18 protein-coding genes and 1 riboswitch are annotated in these 24,539 nt (G+C 49.7%); of the genes, 1 reads left to right on the top strand and 17 read right to left on the bottom strand.

Translation table 11 applies throughout. The annotated features are described in order from the left end of the window. Nucleotides 1-4: 4 nt before the first annotated feature. From LKD71_RS03560 to LKD71_RS03540, 5 genes are all read right to left on the bottom strand, one after another. Complete coding sequence (locus LKD71_RS03560; RefSeq protein WP_227614364.1) at nucleotides 5-1,642, bottom strand: peptide ABC transporter substrate-binding protein; 1,638 nt, start codon at nucleotides 1,640-1,642, stop codon at nucleotides 5-7. Between the two features lie 67 nt (nucleotides 1,643-1,709). Beyond that, nucleotides 1,710-3,929, bottom strand: a complete 2,220-nt coding sequence (locus LKD71_RS03555; protein ID WP_227614363.1) for an alpha-galactosidase — start codon at nucleotides 3,927-3,929, stop codon at nucleotides 1,710-1,712. Nucleotides 3,930-4,199: 270 nt separating this feature from the next. After that, nucleotides 4,200-5,411 carry an NADP-dependent isocitrate dehydrogenase gene (locus LKD71_RS03550; protein ID WP_227614362.1) on the bottom strand — a complete coding sequence of 404 codons (1,212 nt, stop codon included), beginning with the start codon at nucleotides 5,409-5,411 and terminating at the stop codon, nucleotides 4,200-4,202. Then, nucleotides 5,399-6,088 carry a GntR family transcriptional regulator gene (locus LKD71_RS03545; RefSeq protein ID WP_227614361.1) on the bottom strand — a complete coding sequence of 230 codons (690 nt, stop codon included), beginning with the start codon at nucleotides 6,086-6,088 and terminating at the stop codon, nucleotides 5,399-5,401. The genes LKD71_RS03550 and LKD71_RS03545 overlap by 13 nt, the downstream gene beginning before the upstream one ends. A gap of 7 nt (nucleotides 6,089-6,095) precedes the next feature. Next, nucleotides 6,096-7,538, bottom strand: coding sequence for a 2-isopropylmalate synthase (locus LKD71_RS03540; RefSeq protein WP_227614360.1), 1,443 nt, complete (start codon nucleotides 7,536-7,538; stop codon nucleotides 6,096-6,098). A gap of 439 nt (nucleotides 7,539-7,977) precedes the next feature. On the opposite strand from LKD71_RS03540, the gene LKD71_RS03535 reads away from it, so the two are divergent. Further along, nucleotides 7,978-8,880 carry a S8 family peptidase gene (locus LKD71_RS03535; protein WP_227614359.1) on the top strand — a complete coding sequence of 301 codons (903 nt, stop codon included), beginning with the start codon at nucleotides 7,978-7,980 and terminating at the stop codon, nucleotides 8,878-8,880. Nucleotides 8,881-8,882: 2 nt separating this feature from the next. Here LKD71_RS03535 and LKD71_RS03530 read toward each other — a convergent pair whose 3' ends face one another. The 12 genes from LKD71_RS03530 to acsV form a co-directional block, all read right to left on the bottom strand. Beyond that, the gene (locus LKD71_RS03530) at nucleotides 8,883-9,071 is read right to left on the bottom strand and encodes a hypothetical protein (protein WP_178046336.1); all 189 of its coding nucleotides are present in this window, start codon (nucleotides 9,069-9,071) and stop codon (nucleotides 8,883-8,885) included. Nucleotides 9,072-9,112: 41 nt separating this feature from the next. Continuing rightward, on the bottom strand, nucleotides 9,113-10,300 hold the full coding sequence (gene gltS / locus LKD71_RS03525; protein ID WP_227614358.1) for a sodium/glutamate symporter: 1,188 nt from the start codon (nucleotides 10,298-10,300) through the stop codon (nucleotides 9,113-9,115). After that, nucleotides 10,297-11,271 carry a TAXI family TRAP transporter solute-binding subunit gene (locus LKD71_RS03520; RefSeq protein ID WP_227614357.1) on the bottom strand — a complete coding sequence of 325 codons (975 nt, stop codon included), beginning with the start codon at nucleotides 11,269-11,271 and terminating at the stop codon, nucleotides 10,297-10,299. Before LKD71_RS03520 ends, gltS begins: the two co-directional genes overlap by 4 nt. Before the next feature lie 22 nt (nucleotides 11,272-11,293). After that, nucleotides 11,294-12,688 (bottom strand): alanine/glycine:cation symporter family protein, encoded by a 1,395-nt coding sequence (locus LKD71_RS03515; RefSeq protein WP_227614356.1) that lies wholly within the window; start codon nucleotides 12,686-12,688, stop codon nucleotides 11,294-11,296. A 118-nt stretch (nucleotides 12,689-12,806) separates the two neighbouring features. Further along, nucleotides 12,807-14,483, bottom strand: a complete 1,677-nt coding sequence (locus tag LKD71_RS18280; protein WP_227614355.1) for a diguanylate cyclase — start codon at nucleotides 14,481-14,483, stop codon at nucleotides 12,807-12,809. A 23-nt stretch (nucleotides 14,484-14,506) separates the two neighbouring features. Beyond that, on the bottom strand, nucleotides 14,507-15,442 hold the full coding sequence (locus LKD71_RS03505; RefSeq protein ID WP_227614354.1) for a bile acid:sodium symporter family protein: 936 nt from the start codon (nucleotides 15,440-15,442) through the stop codon (nucleotides 14,507-14,509). A 139-nt stretch (nucleotides 15,443-15,581) separates the two neighbouring features. Next, nucleotides 15,582-16,877: a phosphopyruvate hydratase gene (gene eno, locus LKD71_RS03500; RefSeq protein WP_227614353.1), complete on the bottom strand. Its 1,296-nt coding sequence runs from the start codon at nucleotides 16,875-16,877 to the stop codon at nucleotides 15,582-15,584. A 405-nt stretch (nucleotides 16,878-17,282) separates the two neighbouring features. Beyond that, nucleotides 17,283-17,488, bottom strand: a riboswitch (cobalamin riboswitch). Nucleotides 17,489-17,557: 69 nt separating this feature from the next. Next, entirely contained in the window at nucleotides 17,558-20,344 is a 2,787-nt protein-coding gene (locus tag LKD71_RS03495; RefSeq protein WP_227614352.1) for a leucine-rich repeat domain-containing protein, read from the bottom strand. Continuing rightward, nucleotides 20,345-21,196, bottom strand: a complete 852-nt coding sequence (locus LKD71_RS03490) for a bifunctional 5,10-methylenetetrahydrofolate dehydrogenase/5,10-methenyltetrahydrofolate cyclohydrolase (RefSeq protein WP_117764620.1) — start codon at nucleotides 21,194-21,196, stop codon at nucleotides 20,345-20,347. A 29-nt stretch (nucleotides 21,197-21,225) separates the two neighbouring features. Beyond that, nucleotides 21,226-21,855 (bottom strand): cyclodeaminase/cyclohydrolase family protein, encoded by a 630-nt coding sequence (locus tag LKD71_RS03485; protein ID WP_178047397.1) that lies wholly within the window; start codon nucleotides 21,853-21,855, stop codon nucleotides 21,226-21,228. 92 nt (nucleotides 21,856-21,947) lie between these two features. Then, the gene (locus LKD71_RS03480; RefSeq protein WP_227614351.1) at nucleotides 21,948-22,586 is read right to left on the bottom strand and encodes a DUF3786 domain-containing protein; all 639 of its coding nucleotides are present in this window, start codon (nucleotides 22,584-22,586) and stop codon (nucleotides 21,948-21,950) included. 30 nt (nucleotides 22,587-22,616) lie between these two features. Further along, on the bottom strand, nucleotides 22,617-24,539 hold the full coding sequence (gene acsV, locus LKD71_RS03475; RefSeq protein WP_227614350.1) for a corrinoid activation/regeneration protein AcsV: 1,923 nt from the start codon (nucleotides 24,537-24,539) through the stop codon (nucleotides 22,617-22,619).

The following is a 24,539-nucleotide window of genomic DNA, read 5'->3' as shown; positions in this document are numbered from 1 at the left end:
TCTGTTACTCAGCAAGATATGCATCTCTGAACTCGATGGAAGGACCACCTGCGCCGTTGACGTATACGCCCTGAAGTTTCGGGTTTACAACAACATTGGAGTAAGAGAAGGTAACCGGGGAGATACCGCATTTATCAACAGTCAGGATTTTCTCAGCTTTTGCGAAGTTCTCGCCGCGGACTTTCATGTCAGACTCGGTCTTGCAGGCATTTACCAGCTCGTCATACTCAGCATCAGAGAAGAATGCGGGGTTGTTGCCGTCGCCGGTGGTGTAGCACTGCATGAAGGTCATCGGATCGTTGTAGTCTGCGCCCCATCCAGTCTGGCAGATCTGGTACTGTCCTTTGGAAACCTGGTTGTTGAAGGAAGAGTTATCGGAAGCAGTCTCGATGTTTACAACAACGCCGAGTTTTGTCTGCCACTGGTTCTGATAGTACTCAGCTGCAACCTTGGTCTCGTTATCAGCGTTTCTCTGGAGGAAGGTAACCTCGAGGGTCTCGCCTGCTTTGCCGATCTCCTCAAGACCTTTGTTCAGAAGCTCTACCGGATCCTGCTCAAGGAGCTCTTTCATGGGCTCTTCATAGAGGTCACGGAACAGATCGTCGCCGATAGCGGTTCCGTAAGGAATCTCACCGTAAGCGGCCTGATCTTTTTTCAGAACGTTCTTTACATAAGACTCACGGTCGAAGGCGATCGCAAAGGCTTTACGGATGTTCTCGTTTGAGAATACGCCGTCCGGATCTTCGTTGTTGAAGCAGATGTAGCTGTTTCTCGGCTGCGGGCCGGAAATCAGGGTGATCTCGCCGGAATCAATCTTGGACTGAACCTGATCGATATACTCGGTACGAACGTTTCTTAACAGATCAATCTGTCCCTGATCGAAGAGCTGCTGTCTGGTGTTCTCATCCTGAGCCAGAACCATGTCGATCTCGTCCAGTTTGATGTTGTCAGCATCCCAGTAGTTCGGGTTCTTTTTCAGAACAACTTTGGAACCACGGGTCCACTCGGAGATGTAATACGGACCGCACTGAGCCAGATCGTCTACGATTGCTCCGTAGGAAGAGTTGTTCTCGCCTTCGGTCTTGGATTCCGGAACCGGAGTGATGTTTGCGAAGGTCAGAAGCTGTGCGAAGTACGGGATCGGCTCGGTGAGGGTGATCTCCAGAGTCTTGTCATCGATGGCTTTGGCTCCTACATCCTCTTTTGCGCCTGAACCGGTGTTGAAAGCTTCGCCGCCAGCGATGCAGTAGAAGATACCTGCGTTATGGCAGTTTACTTCCGGGTCGAATACACGGCGGATGGAGTTTACATAGTCCTCTGCAACAACCGGTGTTCCGTCGGAATATTTGTTGTCACGCAGATGGAAGGTCCAAACCAGGCCGTCGTCAGAAGTTTCGTAGCTTTCTGCGCCTGCGTTGGTCAGCTTTCCGTCGATCAGACGAACCAGGGTCTCCTGGCACTCCAGAACGATGGAGTTTTTCTGATCATCATCTGCACGTCCGGGATCCATGGTATCCGGATCGGAGAACATGACGGTGCTTACAACGGCCTCACCGTCTGCTGATACAGCAATTCCGGTTCCGGCTACTACAGTCATGGTCATGGCTGTTGCAAGTAATGCTGACAGAAGTTTTCTTTTCATAGTTTTGTCCTCTCTTTCATAAAAAGATTTTTATATTTACCATGCTTTGCATGGAAAAATATCTTTCTCAGAGTTTTTTCAGATAAAAGACTCTGGACTGGTAGTCCCCCTGGGGAACGCCGGTGCCGCTGACGCCGCAGGCTTCATCGGAGGTCACAAGACCGGCCTGTATCAGTTCGTCGCCATAAAAGCTTCCCTCAAAGCCCGATACCTGATATTCCGCCTCCGGATCCAGTCCTGAAAGCCGAAGTCTCTGATAACAGCCGTTTGCCGGCTGACGCTGGCGGTAATAACCGGCCAGAGCTTCCGTTCTGTCCTCGGAAACCACAACCCAGGCAGCTTCATCGCCCTCAAAAGGACTGATAAGACGATAAAAGTTTCCGGTCATGATGAGTTTCCGGTGTTCCTTCACGAAACGGATCTGCTGGCGGACTTCTTCTTTCTCTTCCTCCGTCAGGATGTTCAGATCCAGCTCATAGCCAAACACGCCAAAGAGCGCCGTCTCTCCTCTGGTTTTCAGAGAAGTGTTTCTGTGGGTCTGCTGGTTCGGCGCTACCGATACATGACAGCCCATGGAACTTAAGGGATAAACCACAGAAGTTCCGTACTGAATCCTAAGCCGCTCCACCGCGTCGGTGTTATCGGAAGTCCAGGTCTGGGGCGCGTAATAGAGCATTCCCGGATCAAACCGGGCCCCGCCGCTGGCACAGGATTCAAAAAGAATATCTGGAAACTCGGTGATCAGCCGCTCATAGAGCGAATAGATGCCGAGCATATGACGATGAAATACCTCACCCTGGAAAGCCGCGTCTCTTCCCTTGGAAAAGACCTCCGACATACTCCGGTTCATATCCCATTTAATATAGGAAACAGGCGCTTCCCGGAGAACCTTCGCAATCATGTCGCCGATGCCTTTTACGACCTCCGGCTTGCTGTAATCCAGTACAAACTGGTTTCTGCCGTGGCACTGGGGTCTTCCCGGCTCGCCCAAGAGCCAGTCCGGATGTTCCCGGTAAAGGCGGCTCTCGTGATTGACCATCTCCGGCTCAATCCAGAGACCAAACTTCATGCCCAGGGCTTCGACTTTTTTCGCCACTCCGGTAATGCCCTCCGGCAGTTTGGAAAGGTCCGGATACCAGTCTCCCAGAGAACTGGTGGCGTCGTCTCTCTTGCCGAACCAGCCGTCGTCCAGAACCATAAGCTCCACGCCGAGGTCTGCAGCGGTCCGGGAGATATTGAGGATCTTCTCCTCGGTAAAATTCATAAAAGTAGCTTCCCAGTTGTTGATGAGAACCGGTCTTACTTTATCTCTCCAGCTGCCCCGGCAGAGTCTCGTGCGGTACAGCTTATGGAAGGTCTGACTCATGCCGTTCAGTCCTTCGGAAGAATAAACCATCACGGCCTCCGGCGTCTGGAAACTCTCGCCGGGTTTCAACGTCCAGGAAAATCCTTCCGGATGAATGCCTAAAAGCACTCTCGTGACTCCGTAGGTGTCCACATTGACCTTGCCAAGGAAATTGCCGCTGTATACCAGGCTGAAACCGAGAACTTCGCCCTGCTTCTCATCCGCATTGGGTCGTTTCAGCGCCAGGAACGGATTAAACTGATGGCTGCTGTGGCCTCTCATGCTGTAGACTTCCTGGGCGCCCTCTCTTAAGTGTTCCGTTCGGACATAACGTTCTCTCGCCCAGGCTCCTGTCAGCGTCACCAGATCGTAATCCCGGTCCGGAAGATCCAGGGAAAGGCTCATAGCTTCATCGAGGACTACCGTCTCCTCTCCGGTCTGACGGAAGCAGGCGTTTCGACAGACAGCCGGGAACGCTTCATAGATCGTATAACTGAGGATCAGCTCGGTTCCGATGAGTTCATCTTTTAAAGTGATCTCAAGGGTCTCCGCTTCGTTTTCTTTTTCCACATAGGTGGCCGGAAGTCCTGGAAGCTTCGGTTTGCCCGGATAAATCCGGTGACTCTGGTAAACGAAACCGGAAAGGCGGCTGCCATTCTCACGGAGCAGCTCATAGGCCGGATAACGCATATCTCCTGTTCCGTAAGCCGGATATTCCTGCCTTAAGGCCTCCAGGGAGAAAAAACGGTCTCCCTCATAAACGCAAGGAGCCATATCCCGAAATCCAAGCTCACTTAAGTGGGAAAAATCTTCCCGGTCCCTCAGTCGCGCTCCCGTATAGAGCTGACCCAGCTGGCCATTCCGCATAATCTGGAAAATATAGCTGATCTTATCATTGTAAAGGTGAAATTCTCTGGTCTTTTCGTGATAAACGATGCTCATGGAATGTTTCCCCTTTTCTGATTTCTAATGAAAACTCATCAAAAATCATCTTCTCTTTTCTTTATTAACTGTTACAAATATACCACGCAGTATATTAACTTGTCAATACTATATACATATTTTCAACAAAATAATATTAGATATATCTTTTATTCTGTGCAATTCATTCAAAAGAAATACAGCAGATACAGAATCTCTGTACCTGCTGTATGGATGGGTTCTGATAGGAAGCATCTCTTATTATGCATACTTTATAATTAGATATATCTTTTATGCAAGACTTTTCTCCAGATTCTCGCGGACCGCCTTGATAAAGCCTTCACTGTTCAGCACGGTCGGATTCTCAATGCTGGTGATCAGAGCCAGATCCTTGGTCATCTTTCCACTCTCGATCGTGGAAAGGGTGGCCTTCTCGAGTTTATCCGCAAAGGTCATAAGCTCCGGAATCTGATCCAGCTCGCCGCGCTTTCTTAAGGCTCCGCTCCAGGCAAAGATCGTAGCCACGGAGTTAGTGGAAGTCTCCTCCCCTTTCAGATATTTGTAATAGTGGCGCTGTACAGTGCCGTGGGCTGCCTCGTACTCAAACTTGCCGTCCGGGCTCACGAGAACGGAGGTCATCATAGCAAGAGAACCAAAAGCGGAAGACACCATATCGCTCATCACGTCGCCGTCATAGTTCTTGCAGGCCCAGATAAAGCCGCCCTCGGCCTTCATGATCCGGGCAACCGCATCATCGATCAGGGTATAGAAATAGGTGATGCCTGCCTTTTCAAAGGCTTCTTTATAGTCTCTATCGTAAATCTCCTGGAAAATATCCTTGAAGGTATGGTCATATTTCTTGGAGATTGTATCTTTGGTGGCAAACCAGACATCCTGTTTCGTATTCAGCGCATACTGGAAGCAGCTCCTAGCGAAGCTCTCAATGGAACTGTTCAGGTTGTGCATGCCCTGAAGAACGCCCGGGCCCTTAAACTGATGAATCAACTCTCTCGTCTCGGTTCCATCCTCAGCCGTAAAGACAAGCTCTGCCTTTCCCGGTCCCGGAACGATCATCTCGGAGGCCTTGTAGACGTCGCCGTAGGCGTGACGGGCCAGAGTAATCGGTTTCTTCCAGTTTTTCACGCAGGGCTCGATGCCTTTTACCACGATCGGAGCACGGAACACGGTGCCGTCCATAATAGAACGGATCGTACCGTTGGGACTCTTCCACATCTCTTTTAAGTCGTACTCTTTCACCCGGGCTGCATTGGGGGTGATGGTAGCGCACTTGACTGCCACGCCGTATTTGATGGCCGCCTTGGCAGAATCCACAGTCACCTGGTCATCAGTTTCGTCTCTGTGTTTGAGACCCAGATCGTAATACTCAGTTTTCAGATCAACAAAAGGAAGAAGAAGTTCATCCTTGATCATTTTCCAGAGAATCCTTGTCATCTCGTCCCCGTCCATCTCAACCAGCGGGGTCTGCATCTTTATTTTTTCCATTTTGTCTCGTCCTCCATGATCGTTTCTATCTGACAGTTTCGGATATTGCTGATGGTATTCATCACATGTCTGGTAGCCAGCTCATCCGCCCGGTCCGGATTCTTGTCCCGGATGGCCAGCATAATATTTTCATGCTCCTGGGTGGATTTTTCCGCCCGCTGGCCGCTCTCCAGGGAAGTCTTCCGCACACGCTGGACATACTGGTGCAGGTTCTTAAGCTCATGCTCCAGAAGTTTGCTCTGGCAGCCCTCAAAGAGGATCTCATGGAAACGGCTGTCCAGCTCTACCAGCTGGTCATAGTTGCCCTTTTTCTCATGAAATTTGGAGAGGAGAATCACTTCCTCCATCTCGTCCAGCTGCTCTCTCGTGATCCGCTCGCAGGCCATCCGGGCGCAGAGCCCTTCCAGCCGGGAACGCATCTGGTAGATGACCTCCACATCCTGGGCCGTGATGCCGTTGACGTAAGCGCCCTTGTTCGGCACAATCGTCACCAGTCCTTCAAGCTCCAGCTGTCTTAACGCCTCCCGTACCGGGGTCCGGGAAACACCCAGCTCTTTTCCGAGGGTGCTCTCCCGGAGCTCCTCCTGGTATTTGTAACGGCCGCTCAATATATTTTCCCGTATGGTATGAAACACTTTCCCCCGAAGGGAAAACTGATCTGTCGCGTCCACAGACATATCCTCCTTAAAGTTCCGAATCCGGAACAGTTTCTTTGAGCGCCGGAGCCCCTTTTCTTCCGGGGAGCGGGATATTCAGTTTCTTGCAGGAATCGCTGATGACGGTCACAAGCTCCTGATTGGTCAGGATCGTCACACGACCGCTCTCATACTCCCGGTCTACCCACTCTTTGACCATTTTTACCAGAGGCGTATCCTTGCTGATCTTCTCCTCCTCCGGCAGATGATAGTAGGTATTGATCCAGTGGGCAATTCCCGCAAGGCCGGAAGTGTTGGATACTGCCACCAGCACCGGACGGTTCAGAAATTTATCCGTATCGAAAATATTGTAAATCTCCTCGTTTTTCAGAAGACCGTCCGCATGGATGCCCGCCCGGGTTACATTGAAGTTCTCGCCGACGAAAGGCGTTCTGGGCGGCACATGGTAGCCGATCTCCTTCTCATAGTATTCTGCCAGCTCTGTGATGATTCTGGTGTCCATTCCATCCAGAGTGCCGCGAAGCTGGGCGTACTCAAATACCATAGCCTCCAGAGGCGTGTTTCCTGTCCGCTCGCCGATACCGAAGAGGGAGCAGTTGACGCCGCTGGCGCCATAGAGCCAGGCTGTGGTGGAGTTGGTCACAGCTTTGTAGAAATCGTTGTGGCCGTGCCACTCGATGAGCTCGCTGGGAACGCCCGCATGGGTCATAATACCGTAAATGATACCGGGTACGGAACGCGGAATCACGGCTCCGGGGTAGTTGACGCCATACCCCATGGTGTCGCAGCAGCGAACCTTGATGGGAATCTGATAAAATTCCATCAGACGCATAAGCTCCAGGCAGAAGGGAATCACATAACCGTAGATATCGGCTCTGGTGATATCCTCCAGATGACAACGGGGACTCACACCGATCTCCAGGCAGTCACGGATGATACCGAGGTAATGCTCCATAGCCTCTCTTCTGGTCATTTTCATCTTATAGAAGATATGATAATCGGAACAGCTGACCAGGATACCTGTCTCTTTCATTCCGATGTCTTTTACCAACTCAAAGTCTTTCTTGTTGGCACGGATCCAGCTCGTGACCTCCGGGAATTTATAGCCCCGCTCCATACATTTGATGACGGCATCTCTGTCCTTCTTGCTGTACAGGAAAAATTCGGACTGGCGGATCTTGCCTTTGGGGCCACCCAGTTTATGCAGATAATCAAAGATCGTTACGATCTGTTCGGTGCTGTAGGGAGCACGGGACTGCTGCCCGTCACGGAAGGTCGTATCCGTGATCCAGATTTCCTCCGGCATGTGATGCGGAACCACGCGGTCATTGAATGCGATCTTGGGAACCTCACTGTAAGGAAACAGGTTCCGGAAAACGTTGGGGGTCTTTACATCCACGAGGGGATACATGTGCTCTTCCAGCTCGAGAAGATTTGTCTTGTTGTTCATTGTCACACGACGGTTTTCCATCTTTCTATCACTCCTATGCATCTGTTGTTTGTTTCTTTTTGCATCATTGTATACAATTATACATGTATTGTCAAGCACATTTCAAAATAACTTGTGAAAAATATATCAAAATGATGCCAGGGTCAAAAGTTCAAAAAGCTGTTCGTGCTTGCACGATAAAGCTTTTGAACTTGGGACCCGCCAAACATGAGAAAGCAGCGATTTACGCAGTAAATCAGCGGATTTCGAATGTTTATAGAATTGCGGGAGCTGCTTTGCAGCGGAGCAATTCGTAGGCATCAGTTGGGGGCAAAAGACCTTTTGACCCCAACATCATCAAAATACCAGGGGACAAAGTTCTCAAAGTCGTCCATGCTTGCATGATAAGACTTTTGAACTTAGGACCCGCTCCCCGCATATACTGATAAAAAATGCATTCCACAAAAAAGGATGGAAATTTATGGATCGCGTGCGAAAACTGACCGGAGCTGAGCCGCTCCTCACCAAAGGCTTTACCGGAAAGGGCATCACCGCGGCCATCCTGGACAGCGGAATCTACCCGCATCCGGACTTAAAGGAACGCATAATAGATTTCCGGGATTTCTTAAACGGACAGACCGGCTGCTACGACGATTACGGCCATGGCACCCATGTGGCAGGGATCCTGGCCGGAAACGGAAAACTCTCCCGCGGCCGTTACCGGGGCATCGCTCCGGACTGCCACCTGCTGCCGGTAAAAGTCCTGAACCGCCGCGGAAACGGCAGCCGTCAGGATATCCTCCGGGGCATCGAGTTTGTCATCGCCACCAGAGAACAGTATCACACCCGGATTCTCAACATCTCTGTCGGCACTCTGGAGGAAGGAAAAGATGACGAGGAGCTCATTCAGGCCGTGGAAACCGCCTGGGACGCCGGCCTTGTCGTGGTAGCCGCCGCAGGCAATCTGGGGCCCGGAAAGGAAAGCATCACAAGCCCCGGGAGCAGTCGGAAGATCATCACAGTCGGAGCCTCCGACGACGAGCGAAAAGAAGAATTTTTCAAAAGGAGCCGGATCCAGCCCGGCTATTCCGGCCGCGGGCCCACCTGCGCCTGTATTGTAAAGCCGGAGCTTACGGTTCCCGGCACAGGGATCGTCTCCTGCAACGCCCGCTACGCTTCCACCCGCCGGGCTTACACAGTAAAAAGCGGCACCTCCATGGCCACGCCTGTGGTTTCTGGAGCCGCCGCTCTGCTTCTCTCTCTGCATCCGGATCTTTCCAATCTCGATGTCAAAATGCATATGTGCGAAAGCGCTGTCGATCTGAAACTTCCCGGAAGCCGTCAGGGCTGGGGTTTTCTCCGGATCGACCGGTTACTTCGCTGATCTTATTTTTTCTTTCTGTGAATGTGGATTTCCGGAATCGCCACATTCTCATAAGTGATGTTTTCTTCCGGCTCCGGCTCCGGTTCTTTCTCGTGGGCCTCTCCGATATGAACCTCGGGGACAGCGAGATTCTCGCTTTCTATCTTGTAAGAAGTTTTTGCCTTCTCTTTTTTCTTTCTTCCAAAAAACATAAATCCTCCCTCGAATGTCCGCATCCGGACATTCTTTTTTATTATATAAAGTTGATAAAAACAGTGATCGCCAGGCTGTTGATGAAGTCTGCGAAAAGGCTGCCCACCAGCGGCACCAGAAGGTAAGCCTTGACGGAGGGCGCATATTTTTCACAGAGCACCTGCATGTTTGCCATGGCGTTGGGCGTCGCTCCCATTCCAAAGCCACAGACTCCGGCAGAAAGAACGGCAGCGTCGTAATCGCTTCCCATGACACGGAACACGATAAAGTTCGTGTAGACAAAGAGCAGCACGGTCTGACCAGCCAGAAGCACCAAAAGGGGCAGGGCCAGAGCCGCCAGCTGCCAGAGCTTCAGGGTGATCATGGCGATACCGAGGAACAGGGACAGACTGATGCCGCCGATATCGTTGATCTCGCCCATGTAGATCGTGAACTTGCCGGAATATTCGCCGATATTCCGGATAAAGGCGGCCACGATCATGGCTCCGATATAGACCGGGAAGGTCATTCCCGTGAGAGAGAGAAGCCTTGACACAATGGTTCCAAGGCCCATGGCAATGATGAGCTGGAACACAGCGGAGGGGTACATACTGGCATGGCGTTCATGTTTTTTCTCCTCCTCCACCAGAAGGCTGTCATCCTCGGAAACCACAGTGTCTAAGAGGTTCTTTTTCTCAATCAGACGTTTTCCCAAAGGACCGCCCATCATGCTGCCGGCAATCAGGCCGAAGGTAGCGCCCGCGGTACAGAGGGTCGTAGCTCCGGAGATTCCGAAATCCTCCAGAATCGGTCCGAAAGCTCCGGCAGTTCCGTGGCCTCCCACCATCGGAATGGAACCAGTGCATAAACCCACCAGAGGGCTGATCTGAAGAAGTTTCGCAAGACCCACTGCCAGGAAATTCTGGCAGAAAATCAGACCGATGACAAGGCCAAGAAACACAATCAGAGCCTTTCCTCCGCTCTTTAAGACTTTTAAGTTTGCCTGGAAGCCCACGGAGGTGAAGAAAAATACCATGCACACATCCTTTAAGATATCGTCAAAGGAAAACTCCGCAATACCTGTCACATAGCAGATACAGGTAAACACCGCGAAAATGACGCCGCCAATGACCGGAGCGGGAATACAGAATTTTTCCAGAATACTGCACTTACGTTTCAAATATTTTCCAAGCATCAGAACCAGCACTGCAGCCGCAATGGTCTGATACATATCCAGCTGAATCTTCATTTGCTTCCTTTCTCCGTCCCGTCTTCCAGAGCCACACCGCAGTCCTCGTAGTATGCGGCCGCTCCTTTATGGAAGGGAACGGTGATTCCCTCCAGGGCTGCCGTCTCATCAAGGGAAATATCCACCGGCAGGGCGTACTGGACTTTCTCTTTGTTGTCAAAAAGTGTCTTTGTGATCTCTTTTACCTGAGCCGAAGAAAGCCTGTCGCTGGCCAACAGCACAGCCTTGACTCCCAGCGTTCTCGTTTCTTCCTCCTGTCCTTCATAGGTACCGGCCGGAATGAGATACTCGGAATAAAAATCATAGGACCGGGTCAGCTTGTTCAGCGTCTTCTCATCCAGACTGAGGAGCCGGACGCCGCACTGCTTCGCTAGCTCGCTGATGACTGTGGTCTCCACGCCCGCCGTACAGAAGAAAGCATCGATCCTTCCATCTTTCAACTGCTCGGCTGCGTCTGTATAATTGAGATTTACTTCCGTCAGCATCTGATCCGTCAGGCCGCTGGCCGCCAGGATCTTCCCGGCGTTCTGCTTCGTACCTGACTCTTCCTCTCCGATGCTCACCGTTTTTCCCAGAAGATCATCCATACTTATAATAGAAGAATCTTCTCTCACCACGATCTGGCAGGCTTCTGTATAAAGGGCAGCCACCGCCCCATATCCCTGGTAAGTTTTCCTGTCGGCAAAGTTTCCATCGCCGTTCCAGGCATCATGGAGGAGGTCCGCCTGGGCGACTGCCAGCTGGATATAACCCTCTGACAGCAGCCTTAAATTTGCCGCGGAACCGGCCGTCGTTTTTACGTCTATCTGAAAATCATTATTTTCCGTGCTCAGAACATTGGCGAAGGTATCTGCAAAGATGTGATACACGCCGCCAAGCCCTGCCGCTCCGAAGCGCAGCTTCTTCGTTCCCGCGCTGCAGCCTGTAAGCAGAAGGAGCATGACACATAAAAAAATCCATTTTTTCTTCAAGGGAACACTTCCTTTCTTTTTTTCAGGCCTTCTCTTTCTCAAAAAACTCCTTCGCCAGCTTCACCACCGTACCGGAAAGCAGGAAAAGAGCAATGAGGTTCGGGATCGCCATCAGCCCGTTAAAGGTGTCCGCGATATCCCACAGAAGTCCCAGCTCCATCGTCGCACCCAGAATCGTCACAAAAGAATAGACCACAAAGAAGGGACGGACAACTTTTTCACTGGAACAGAGATATTCGATGCAGCGGGCGCCGTAAAGGCCCCAGCCGATGATTGTGGAAAAGGCAAAGCAGCAAAGAGCCACAGCCGTAAAGACAGAAAACCAGCCGCCGTAAGTGGCGGTAAAGCCTGAGATCGTCAGTTCAGCTCCGGCAGGCTTTCCATAGCCGACGGAAACGCCACTGCAGAGAATCACGAGAGCCGTCAGGGTGCAAATCACAAAGGTATCTGCGAAAACTTCAAAGATACCAAACATTCCCTGCTTTACCGGCTTCTTTGTGTCCGCGCAGGCGTGAGCAATGGAGCCCGTACCAAGGCCGGCCTCATTGGAAAAAATTCCGCGGGACACGCCTTTTTTCAGGCTCAGGAACATGCTTCCCACCAGACCGCCGGTGAAGGCTTTCGGTGAAAAAGCGCCGCCGATGATGGAGGCGAAAACCGCCGGAACATTCCGGATATTGAGAAACACCACGCCCAGAGCCATGACCACATAGAAAAGAGCCATGAAAGGCACAAGCTTCTCCGTCACGCTGCCGATCCGTTTCACACCGCCGAGAAGCACCATGGCCACCAGCATGGCAATGAAAATACCGATAATGAGATTCAGCATTGAGAGAGCCGTCCGGTTTGTCAGATTGTACTGGACCAGAGCCGTATCGATTGCGGTGGTAATCGTATTCACCTGGGTGGCATTACCGGTACCGAAGACCGTCAGCACGCCAAAGAGCGAATAGAAGAAAGCCAGCCACTGCCATTTTTTCCCGAGGCCGTTTTTGATGTAGTACATGGGACCGCCTACCAGGTCACCCTCCTTATTCCGCTCGCGGAAATGGACAGCCAGCGTCACCTCTGCAAATTTGGTACACATGCCGAAAGCGGCAGAACACCACATCCAGAAGATGGCTCCCGGGCCGCCGATGGCAATCGCTCCCGCCACTCCTGCGATATTTCCGGTTCCCACTGTAGCGGCCAGAGCCGTGCAGACTGCCTGGAAAGGCGTCATGGAACCGTCTGAAGCATCCTTTTTCCGAAACATCCGCCCGATCGTGGTACGGATGGCATAAGGAAATTTCCGGATCTGCAGAAATCCCGTGCGAATACTTAAGAACATACCCACGCCAAGAATGCAGATCATGGCAGGAACACCCCAGATAAAATTGTTGACCGCATTGTTCACGGCCATTATGATTTCAACCATTTTTCTGTTTCTCCCTTTTCTTTTGTTTTCCCCGCGTTGCTGTAAACAGCTGACGCGTCAGATTCCTAAATTAGTATGTTATCACAAAAGAAAAAAGATGACAAGCCCGGATATGTCATCACCCGGGCTCGTATCTGTTCTCTCTGTGATATTTTTCTTTCTCTTTGTACATCTGATGATCCGCCGTCTTGGTCAGCGCTTCCAGATCCATGGTCTCCTCTTTCCAGACGAAGCCCGCGGAAATGCTCACCTCTTTTTCCTTCATTTTCGCATAGACGGTCTTAAGCTTCCTGAAGAACTCCTCTTCCTCCATGCCCACGGCAATAACAACAAACTCGTCCCCGCCAATGCGGAAGGCTTTCTCCGGGAAGGAAGTCTTAATGACTGCCGCCGCATTCCGGATCAGCTCATCTCCTGCCTCATGACCTTTCTGATCGTTGACCTTTTTCAGACCGTTCAGATCGATGAAAGCCACTCCGACTTTTTCCACATGCCGGTTCTTGTAGCGCTCCAGAACCTCAATATATTTATTTCGGTTAAAAAGCTCTGTCAGCATATCCCGGTAGCTCAGATATTTCAGTTTTTCCTGCTCTCTTTTCCGGGTGAGGCTGTCGGTGACAAAGAACTGAAGCGAAGCCAGCAGAGTCTCATCGCTGTAGTGCTTCCTGGGATTGTCCACGCCCATGAAGCCGACGATTTTTTCATCTCTTAAAAGAGGAACAGCCAGCAGGCGGTTGATATCCTGCATTTTCAGGATCTCATAGTGGGGCGTTCCTTTTTCTAACTCCAGATCCGGAATATAGTATACATTTGACTCCTCAAATTTCTGCATCCAGATGGAGATCACCTCCACAGGAATCCCCTGAAGGTTCTCCTGCTGCTCCGTCACCTGATCTTTCACATACTCGTAGGTGTTCGTCAGGATTCCCTGGTCCGTATCCAGTTTGAAAATGTAGGTCCGGTCTGCGTCAAAGTAATCGTTGATGATCTCCAGCAGATGATGAATTGCCTTATCTACATTCACGCTCGAGGAAAGCGCTTTGACGCAGCGGTTCAGAATCGTGGCGATCTCCAGACGTTCCTCGGTCTGGGCCTTGCTTTTTGACATTTTTTCGAGTTCTTCACTCTGCTCCTCCATGGCTGCAACATAGATCAGCACCATAGAAAAACTGATGGCTATACTGACAAGAGAAGCTTCATAATGGAAAAACTGCACCAGCGCCGCCAGAGTCGGAAGAATAATATAGGAACTCATAAACAGGAAATCTCTCCGACGGATCCGCTTCCGATACTGAACCAGCAGAGTAAAATCAAGCAGCATACCGCTGGCCGGAAGCACCATGGCGAGCAGACAGGTGGAAGTTCTGTGATAAAGATTTGTCTCGTCAATAGTATAATAGAGATGCGTAAACTGCGATACAACCACCAGAAAGGCGGCAAAAAATCCAATATACGATACCAGTCTGTATCTTTTATTCTGCTTCCGCTCTTCCGGAGGCATCAGGTGACAGCCGACATACCAGTTGAAAAAGACAAGGACGAGATCTGAAGTCAGAAACAGCAGAAAGTTGCTGATCCGTACCATCCACCAGGCCGTTTTTCCAGGTCGGCCATCGAAGGCCCAGGCAAAAGCCTCACTGCTCAGAAACAGGGCTGTAAAGAGCTGCATATGCAGCATCCATCTCTTTTTCTCCCGGTTGTAATTTTTATCTTTCCCCATACACCAGGCTGCCAGAAGGCAGAAAAGGCTTCCCCACATAAGGACTGTAGTATGGGCCATATGATGATCCGGCACCGTTATTTCCTCCGTTTTTTACGTTAATGATACTTTCTTTCAATGAGTTTTCCATAGCATGCCGCCAACACCTGCTGAAACAGCGTTCCGATCATCACAGGAAACAGAACCTCCCCGGGAAAATAAGCCGCCGCAATCACGGCCCCCGCGCTGATGTTCCGCATGCCGGAGCCATAGACCATGGACACCGCCGTCTCCCTCTCTCCTCCAAAAAACCGGGACAGAAACCAGCCGATAGCATAACCCGAGGCCGCCAGCAGGAGAATTGCCGCCGCCACAAGAACACGCTGGGGCGTCAGATCCCGCACATAGGGAGCGACCTTCGATGAATTAGAGGTCACGACGAAGATCAGACACATTTTGGAAAAAGGTGCCAGCTTCGACGGCCATTCTTTCCGCACTCTTCCATGAGTCAGCTCGTTGAGACTCATCGCCGCCAGCGCCGGAAGGGCTATCATAAAAAGAAGTTCCCGCATCATGCCCGCCGCATCCATGGATACCCGGGAACCAACAAGGAGCTGAAGGGTCGCCGGAATCAGAAAAGGTGCCAGAAGGGTGTCAGCGATGACCAGAGACAGGGACAGCGGGCTGTTTCCGCCGTAAATCGTCACCCACATAAGGCCGACCACGGCTGTAGGCACGGAAAATTCCAGCACCATACCCGTGATGAGGTCGTCATTTCCCGGAAAGAGCAGGTGTCCCAGGCCGCAGGCCAGAACCGGCAGCAACACATGGAGCACGCCGAGACAGGCCAGCAGGGGAAAAGGCCGCTTCAGCACCCGGGCCATATCGTGAAAATCCGATTTCAGAGCTCCCGTGAAGGTCATAAAGGCAAACACCAGGGAAACATAAGGCAGCCCATGCTTCGCGACATCCGGAAAAAGCACACCAAAAAGAAGACAGGCCGGTGTAACCAGCGCCATCCATTTTTCTATAAATTGATTAAATTTACTGAGCATATTTCTTTCTTCCTTAATATATATTTTTTATGATACGATGAATCTGGAAAAAAGGCAAGAAAAAAAGACCTCCGGGGAACATCTTCGGCGATATTCCCCAAGGTCTTTTCGTTTTCAGGTCAGATGTCTGCAGATTGCCTTAGCGGCTGATATGGAAAGCTTTTTTGCCCGGATAAACGGCAGACGCGCCCAGTTCCTCCTCGATGCGGAGCAGCTGATTGTATTTTGCCACACGCTCACTTCTGCTGGGAGCGCCGGTCTTGATCTGGCAGGTGTTCAGTGCAACAGCCAGGTCTGCGATTGTGGTGTCCTCAGTCTCACCGGAACGATGAGAGGTAACAGCGGTGTAGCCTGCATTGTGGGCCATCTTGATAGCTTCCAGAGTTTCGGATACGGAACCGATCTGATTCAGTTTGATCAGGATGGAATTTCCGCAGCCAAGAGAAATTCCTTTGGAAAGACGCTCAGTGTTGGTAACGAAGAGGTCATCTCCTACCAGCTGAACCTTGCCGCCCAGCTCTCTGGTCAGCACCTGCCAGCCTTCCCAGTCTTCCTCATCCAGGCCATCCTCGATGGAATAGATCGGGTATTTCTCACAAAGCTTCTTCCAGTGCTCAACGAGCTCTGCAGAAGTATATTTCCTGCCGCATTTCGGAAGGATGTACTCGCCCTTCTTCTCGCCCTTCCACTCACTGGAAGCAGCGTCCATAGCCAGAACGAAATCTTTACCCGGCTCGTAACCGGCTTTTCGGATAGCTTCCAGAATGCACTCGATAGCTTCCTCGTCACTTCCAAGGTCCGGAGCGAAACCACCCTCATCACCTACGGAAGTAGCCAGTCCTCTGGATTTTAAGAGAGCTGCCAGTGCGTGGAACACCTCGGTACACCATCTGAGTCCCTCACGGAAACTCTCTGCGCCAGCAGGCATAATCATGAACTCCTGTACATCTACGGTGTTTGCTGCATGAGCGCCGCCGTTCAGGATGTTCATCATCGGAACCGGAAGACGGTTGCCGTTTACGCCGCCCAGGAAACGGTACAGGGGAATCTCCAGTGCGGTTGCTGCTGCTCTGCAGCTTGCGATGGATACAGCCAGGATCGCATTAGCGCCCAGGTTGGATTTATCCTTGGTTCCGTCTGCTTTCAGCATTGCTGCATCTACTGCATAAATATCAGAAGCATCCACGCCTTTCAGCACGTCGTTGATGACAGTGTTGATATTGTTCACTGCCTTGGATACTCCTTTTCCTCCAAAACGTTCTTTATCTCCATCACGCAGCTCCAGAGCCTCGAACTCACCGGTGGATGCTCCGCTGGGAGCAGCTCCTCTTCCGATGGTGCCGTCTGCCAGATAAACTTCCGCCTCAACGGTGGGATTGCCTCTGGAATCAATGATCTCTCTTCCGATTACTTTTTCAATGGATAAATGTTTCATCTTTATTTCGATCCTTTCTCCATGCACCCTCCCACCCTTGCTCAGGGGGCGGAAGGAGTCTGCATGATTTATTCACAGTAAGTTAGGTTTTTCTAACCATGGTTAGCTTATCATAACTTTCTGCGAAATGCAAGAGAAATCCCGGAACATAATTGAGAAAGTTTGCGTAACAAGTATTTTTGTATAGCAAAACAGCAGCACCATAACGGCGCTGCTGCTTTTTTTACATCGAAAGAACAGATGCGGAATTTCTGTTCTTAAGAAGGAGGTATTGTTCGTGTATATTAATATGCTCGAGATGCATACAATCATAATCATAAATAAAAACTGCCTGCCTACCCATGGCTGACATCTCTGAGACACCTGCGGAATAGTGTCCGATTGGATGTTTGACTTTACTCGGAAGCCCATCTCAAATACCAAGCAGGTTTCCTGACTTACAGATCGTTACACCGGCTCCCCTTCTCACATTTAATATGGGTAATGCAATGGGATCATTGAGCGGTATTCCCTGTTTACAGTGACCGGATCGTCCAGGATTCTCACCTGGTTCCCTCTTCAGACAGTAACTGCGGAATTGTACTGCCTGCACTTGATACTGCAATATTAAATTACACTAACAACATTATAGACTTAAAAAGGGAGGTTGTCAACCCCCCCTTTTTCTAATAAAATTGATTCTATTTTGTAATTTTTGCTTTTGTGGAAAGTCCTTTGCTGCGAAGCAGTTTTTTGTAGGTGTTAACTTTGTTCTTCGGTACCTTCACCACCAGCTTTTTGTAATTGTTTTTTCCCATATTGGTGAATGCCTTGCTTCCGATTTTTTTGGAGGTCAGTTTCTGCGTCTGGATCGTAAAGGAAACCATTTTTACGTCATTACAGAAAGCCTTGCTTCCGATTTTTTCTACTCTTGCCGGAAGCGTCATTTTCCGAAGGGAAACACAATTTGCAAAGGACAGGTTTCCGATCGTTTTGACATTTTTGCCAAGAACAACCGTTGTCAGTTTCCCGCAGCCGTAGAAGGCTTTCGAACCGATGGTCGTTACACGGCTTCCCGTTTTAACTGTAGTCAATGAGGTGCAGTTCTGGAAAGCTCCTGCTCCGACCGTGGTTATATAACCGGAAATGGTCACTTTTTTCAAGTTCTTATTATTTTTAAAAGCACCGGCAGCGATGGAGGTCACCCGATAAGTTTTTCCATTGAACTTCACCGCGGACGGGATCGTAACCATGGAAGCATTTTTATTTTTCAGCTGTTTCAGTTCTACCGTACTTGCAGTTTTCACTTTATAGACATTCTTTGTTTTGCTGTCGGTCTTCACAGTTCCCGGCTTTAAAGCCATATTGGAAGCCGATGGTTTCTGCTCGGATGGTCTCTGACCGGACGGCTTCTGATCCTGGCCGGTGGAAGCGGCTGCTTTGATCTCAAAAGTCAGACGGATGCTTCCGTAATAAGACTCGTTTCCGCTGATCGTCAACTTTGCCGTTCCTACCTTCTTGTTATTGGAATAAGAAAGGCTGTAGTCTTCTCCTGCTTTCAGTGTCTGGCTGCCAAGCTTTACTGTTACAGCCGGCGTGATTGCCTTTCCGGTGTAAGTATAGCTTGCATTGAGACCGCTTACCTTGGCTCCGGAAAGATCGATCTTATAGCGGAGTGCATTTTTCTTCGCGTACTGGACCGCATAGGAATTGTATGGCGCATAGATCGTTCCTGCCATCACATGGCTATAATTGCCAATCCAAAAATATCCTGTCCAGGTGATATCCTCGCCGATCTTTGTCACACTGGCCGGAATGGTCAGTTTTTCCAGATCATCACAGCCGTAGAACGCCTCTTTCCCAATGCTTTTAAGCCCTGGTTCGATCTCGATCTCTTCCAGATTGGTAAAATACGGAAATGCTCTTTCCGGTATTTCCGTGATACCAGAGCAAATGACCACTTTTTTTACTTTACTCTGGATCGCATGCCAGGGACCCTGCTGCGTATAGGAATATCCGTCACCCGAAGAAGCAACCGGAAAGCGGTAGCGATCCTCCGGATCCAGGAAGAGTGCACCGTTTCCATAAACAGTCAGTACGCCATTTTGAAGTTTCCAGCCGACCCCTTCTCCTGCCACATGGTACATTTTTTTAGTTGTATTTCCGGTATTGCTGTCAATGGAATAAAAATCCACCATATTTTTATTGGAGGCATAATAAACGACTTTTTCGCCTTTTACAACCGGCTGACAGCCGCTGATCGGAGCTCCTGTGGTATATTCCTGGCTGATCCGGTTTCCTTTTCCATCAATGAAAACATAATGGAGTGTACTGCCAGCCAGAGTATCCTCTTCCGTTCCGCTTCCTTCTGTCTCATCGTTGTATTCTTCCCAGGAAACCATAAAGCGGTTGTCATTCACCTTTGTGATTTTAACGCCCATAAAGGCTTTTCCGGATTCTGTATAATTGGTCAGTGAAATTACTTTTGTCGCTTCCTCTGTGAAATCATCCAACGGAGTCACGGTAAGATAAATATTCATGGGAAGATTATTTTCTCTTGCCGTGTCATACTTTGTCTGATCAATGGAGGTTCCCAGACCAAGAACAGATGTATCCGAAACTTCCATGGCATCTACGCTGGCATAACAGGGAAGCGCCCAGGAAGAGGTACGGTTTCCTCCGTACTGATACACCGAGATCCGTTTCCACTGCTTTGCTGCCGTATCATACCTGGAAAGCGTCGTGCAACGAGAACCTTCACTCTGCTCCAGAAGATAAAGCTGGTTATCTCTCACTTTCACATACTGCGCAAAAGAATGCCAGAGATCATTATCAATGATCTCACCCGTCATGGTTTGCTGATCCACAGCGATCACCAAAAGTCCCTGATGACCCTGGCCTAAAGAGGCATCTACATACCCCTCATGTCCGGTAGCGATATAGAGAATCCCATTGAGTTCCGTCATTTCCACACAGCCATCAAAGGGATAACGTACCTGTCCGAACTCATCACCGGCAATACCGGTAATATGCGCCGTTTCCGTTTTATTCCAGTTCCGGTCATAGCGGATCACACGGATGACTTCCTTTGCGTCGTCTTCTCCCGTATTATTCTGGCCCTCTACCAGATAATAGCCGTCGGAGCCATTATAAAAGCCACCCCAGAGATCCAGTTCCAAAGGAATACTTTTCTTGCTTTTGATATTAAAATCATTATCGTAATACTCAATACAGACCGTTTTTTCCTTGTTAAAAACTCTCATATACCCATCATCCAGGCTGACCAGATCCGAATATCTCTTCAGATAAACTCCACGGTTGTCCCACGCTGTGGGTAGAAGGGTGTCATCTGCTTTCACATTTCCCGCCGGGAAAAACAGAATGCAGAACAGCAGGACCATAAGGATAAAAATATTTTTTCTCTCTTCATAACTTTCCTCACTGTCAAAAAGGGATGCGCCACCAGGCACACCCCTTCTAAAAATCATTTATGCAAGTGTTCTTGCAGCTGCCTCTACGACATGGCCTACCAGTACAGAGGTAGTAACGCTTCCAACACCGCCCGGAACCGGAGTGATGGCATCAACGATCGGCTCAACTTCATCAAAAGCAACGTCTCCACAGAGTTTGCCTTCTGCATTTACATTGATTCCTACATCGATGATCGTCTGACCCGGCGCCACATAAGAAGCATCTACAACACCGGCGCGGCCTGCAGCCACGATCACGATATCAGCCTCTTTTACTACGGACGGCATATCAACGGTTTTCGTATGGCATACGGTAACGGTTGCGTTTTTCTTGATCAGCATCATGGCAGCCGGTTTACCAACTACCAGGCTTCTTCCGACAACAACTGCTTTCTTTCCGGTGCAGTCGATTCCGTAGTAATCCAGAATCTCCATGCAGGCCTGCGGTGTGCAGGGCGGGAAACCTACGTTCTTGCCGGTGAATACGCCGGACATGGAACCATCGGTCATGCAGTCTACATCTTTTGCCGGATCCAGAGCATTCTCGATCACAGACTGATTCAGATGTTTCGGAAGCGGACGGAACAGAAGAACGCCATGGATCTGCGGATCTTTGTTCACTTTGTCAATCACAGAAAGGAGCTCTTCCTGAGAAACGTCAGCCGGAAGAAGGATTTTCTCACAGGCAACGCCCAGAGTCTCACAACGTTTGGTTGCTCCTCTCTCATAAGAGATATCGCTCTCATTCTCACCTACACGGATGATGCAGAGAGTGGGGTTTACACCTTTCCCCTGAAGCTCAGCAACCTGAGCTTTGATCTTTTCATTTAATGCAGCCGTTACTTCTTTACCTAAAAGTCTCTTTGCCATTTTATCTGTACCTCTCTTTTATCTCATTCTCAGCGCAGGCGTGCAGCCACACTCTGATAAATCTCTTCTGCCTTTTTGGTGTATACAGAAAGCATCTCATCTGCTTTCTTGTTCAGTTCATCAGCATACTCACGATTTTTCATGGATTTGGTATTGATGAACACATTCAGAGAAGCTCCCTCAAGAGCTGCTTTACAGAACGTTGCACCAACGCCGGCATCGCTGATCGCCAGAGTAGAACCTTTCTCAGCAAACACTTCGATCAGGTCAATGGCTTCACAGCATCTCTCCATGATTTCCATGGGTACAGAGCAGGCATCTTTGAGAACGATCTCCATGACACGAGCTTTCTCAGCCTTCTCTTCCTCGGTGTTTCTTGGCATACCATATGCTTTGGAAAGGGGCTCGAAGACCTCTGCATCTCTCTCAATGAGATGAAGAAGCTCTTTCTGAAGAGCATCTGCCTTTCCTTTCAGCTCATACATTTCCTCTTCTACATCCGCATATTTCTTTTTGCCGACGGTAAGGCTGCCTACCATGTTTCCAAGGGCAGTTCCGATGGCTCCGACCAGAGCGGAAGCTCCGCCGCCGCCGGGAACGGGTGCTTTGGATGCCAGTACTTCTACAAATTCATTGCAGGGTACAGTTGAAAATCCCATAATTCATACCTCCTGATTTTATAGCTTTTTAGAAACTATCCGGTTTTTCCTGACTGCGAGTCAAAATGTCTCATGGAATGATCCCGGAGTAATTACAGCTTTTTCATGGTTCCGATCGTGATATCTCCCACCACTGCCATATCCTCCGCAGAAAATGACAGGGGAAAATTATCGGAGAAAAGGATCTGAGCAGATGGTGGAAACTCATCGTCTCCGGCCCAGAGAATAAACTGGACAAAATAACCATTGATAAACTCAAACTCATAGGAAGCATCTCCCATGGGCAGTTTTTTTGCTCCCATCCGTTCCATAACTGCACAAAAGTCTGCCAGACGATTGCCATAGGAAAACGCCAGTCTGCTGATACATCGTCCAGTAAACTGCTGAAGATAAACGGTTCCCCAGGGCACCTCACGATAGGTAAGATACTTACCCGTCGGTGCGGCAGCTATGCCGTTGGCGATCATGCGGATCGCCATGATCTTCGCCGGCACTCCCTCCAGAATCGCCGCATACTGAGTATCTGTCTCATCAGCCCGGCGGACTTCAAATTCCGGCCAGGAAATGAGAAATTCCTTTCCCAGCATACGAAGGGTGAATACTTTTTTATCTTTATCGTAAGGAATTCCAGAACGCAGAGATGCCGTTTCCGGATCCAACGCCTGAAACTCCTCCAGATAATGGGTAAAGGGAATCCGTTCTTTGTTATCTTTTTCGTAAGGAATATTCATGTATTACCTCATCTGCTTTATCTCACTGTCTTACTGAATACTCGGGAAAAGGCTTTTATCCGTATGAGGCACAAAACAGGCTGCCACAAACTCATCCATATAGGTGGGCACATTGCTGAGCTCAATATAGGTCATGTTCTGAGCAATTTCATATACCTTTCTTTCTGCCTCCGTTGAATACAGCATTGCGTATGCACCGGCCAGTGAAGTATTTCCAAGATAATGGTACATCTCCACAGGGATATCCGGGAACATACCAATCTCAATGGCATTGCCCATATTGATGCCGCTTCCGATACCACCCGCCACATAGACATTCTCGATCATGCTGATATCAAAATCACAATAGGAAAGCATCGTACGGATGGCTGAGAAAATAGCGCCCTTTGCACGGATAAAGCTGTCAATATCTGCCTCTGTCAGTTCCACATCCTTGACAGAGCCTGCCTCTTCCTCAAAGGCAATGATATAGCTTCCCATTCCAAACTCATCTCTGCGGATCCGTCTGCCCTCCCGGATGATCTGTCCTTTCGGGTTGATAACGCCGCAGCGGAACAGTTCAGCAATCATATCAATGATACCGGATCCGCAAAGACCTACCGGTTTGGTTCCCGGATCACCGATCACCGAATACGTCGGCTCCAGTGTCTCTTTATCCAGTTTGATGGCTTCAATGGCTCCGTCTGTGGCACGCATACCACAGCTGATATCTCCACCCTCGAAGGCAGGACCAGCGGAACATGCGCAGCTCATCAGGAAATCAGAATTTCCAAAGACAATCTCACCGTTGGTTCCGAGGTCGATAAAGATGGAGAACTCGGGTTTATTCCAGATCATGCTGACAAAAGCGCCGGCTGTGATATCTCCGCCCACATAGCTTCCGATATTCGGAGCCAGAATGATATGGGCATCCGGATTGACCTTCAGACCGATATCAGAGGCAAACAGCGAATTCGTTTTGAAAAATGTGGGAATATAGGGCTCCATACGAACCGGATCTGCATCCACTCCCATCAGAAGATGGTTCATCGTGGTGTTGGCGCCGATGGCGAGACGGTAAACCTGAACCGGTTTGATCTTCGCGCTGGCACACATATTCAGAATCAGCGGATTTAAAGTTTCTTTGATGATCGCATCCTGAAGCTTCTCTCTTCCACCAGGTTTTCCGGACTCGATGATACGGTTGATCACATCCGCACCATAACGGATCTGGCCGTTTCCGGCACTACCTTTTGCAAGAACTGCTCCATTCAGCATATCAATGATAATGGCGGAAACGCTGGTAGTACCAATATCAATGGCAATACCGGCCACTACGGGCTCTTCTGATGCCGGCAGTACATCATAGACAAACACATCTTTGTCTGTCTTGCGGATGACTGCTTTCACATGAAAATCACTGGCACGGAAAACATGTGCCATTTTCTTGATGACAGAATAAGGCACCCGGATCTTATCCATACCGGTAACCTCTTCCACAGCCCATGAAAAGCGCTCATTGTCCGGCATGGTATCATCCAATGTCGGTGCACTCATCGTTACATCGATAACTTCCAGGTTATTTTTAAGTTCAATACCTACTTCCGTAATCTGTTCTTTCAATTCCTCAAAGATCTTAACCTCTTCCGCTGAGCTTAAGTCTGCCATTTTCATCCGGCTCTTATATGCACTGGCAATATCCGGCACCAGAACTTCCACATCATCTATGATCTTACTGATGCAGGCCAGACGCCAGCCTGCCGCATACTCTTCATCGGAAATATGGCTGGTTTTCTTTGAGTCGAGGGTGCCTCCCACAAGCTTTACCTTACATTTTCCGCAGGCTCCGTTTCCGCCGCAGGGTGCATCGATAGCTACGTTTGTTTTTCTCGCTACCTCAAGAAGGCTTTCACCGAAAGCAGCGAAGACTGTTACATCTTCGCTGTTTTCAAACTTAAAAGTGACCTTATGCAT

The sequence above is a fragment of the Fusicatenibacter faecihominis genome (assembly GCF_020686945.1).
GTDB classification, from domain to species: domain Bacteria; phylum Bacillota; class Clostridia; order Lachnospirales; family Lachnospiraceae; genus Limivivens; species Limivivens faecihominis.
Note: the sequence above shows the minus strand (reverse complement) of the source record. Positions and strands in the feature narration are given on the sequence as shown.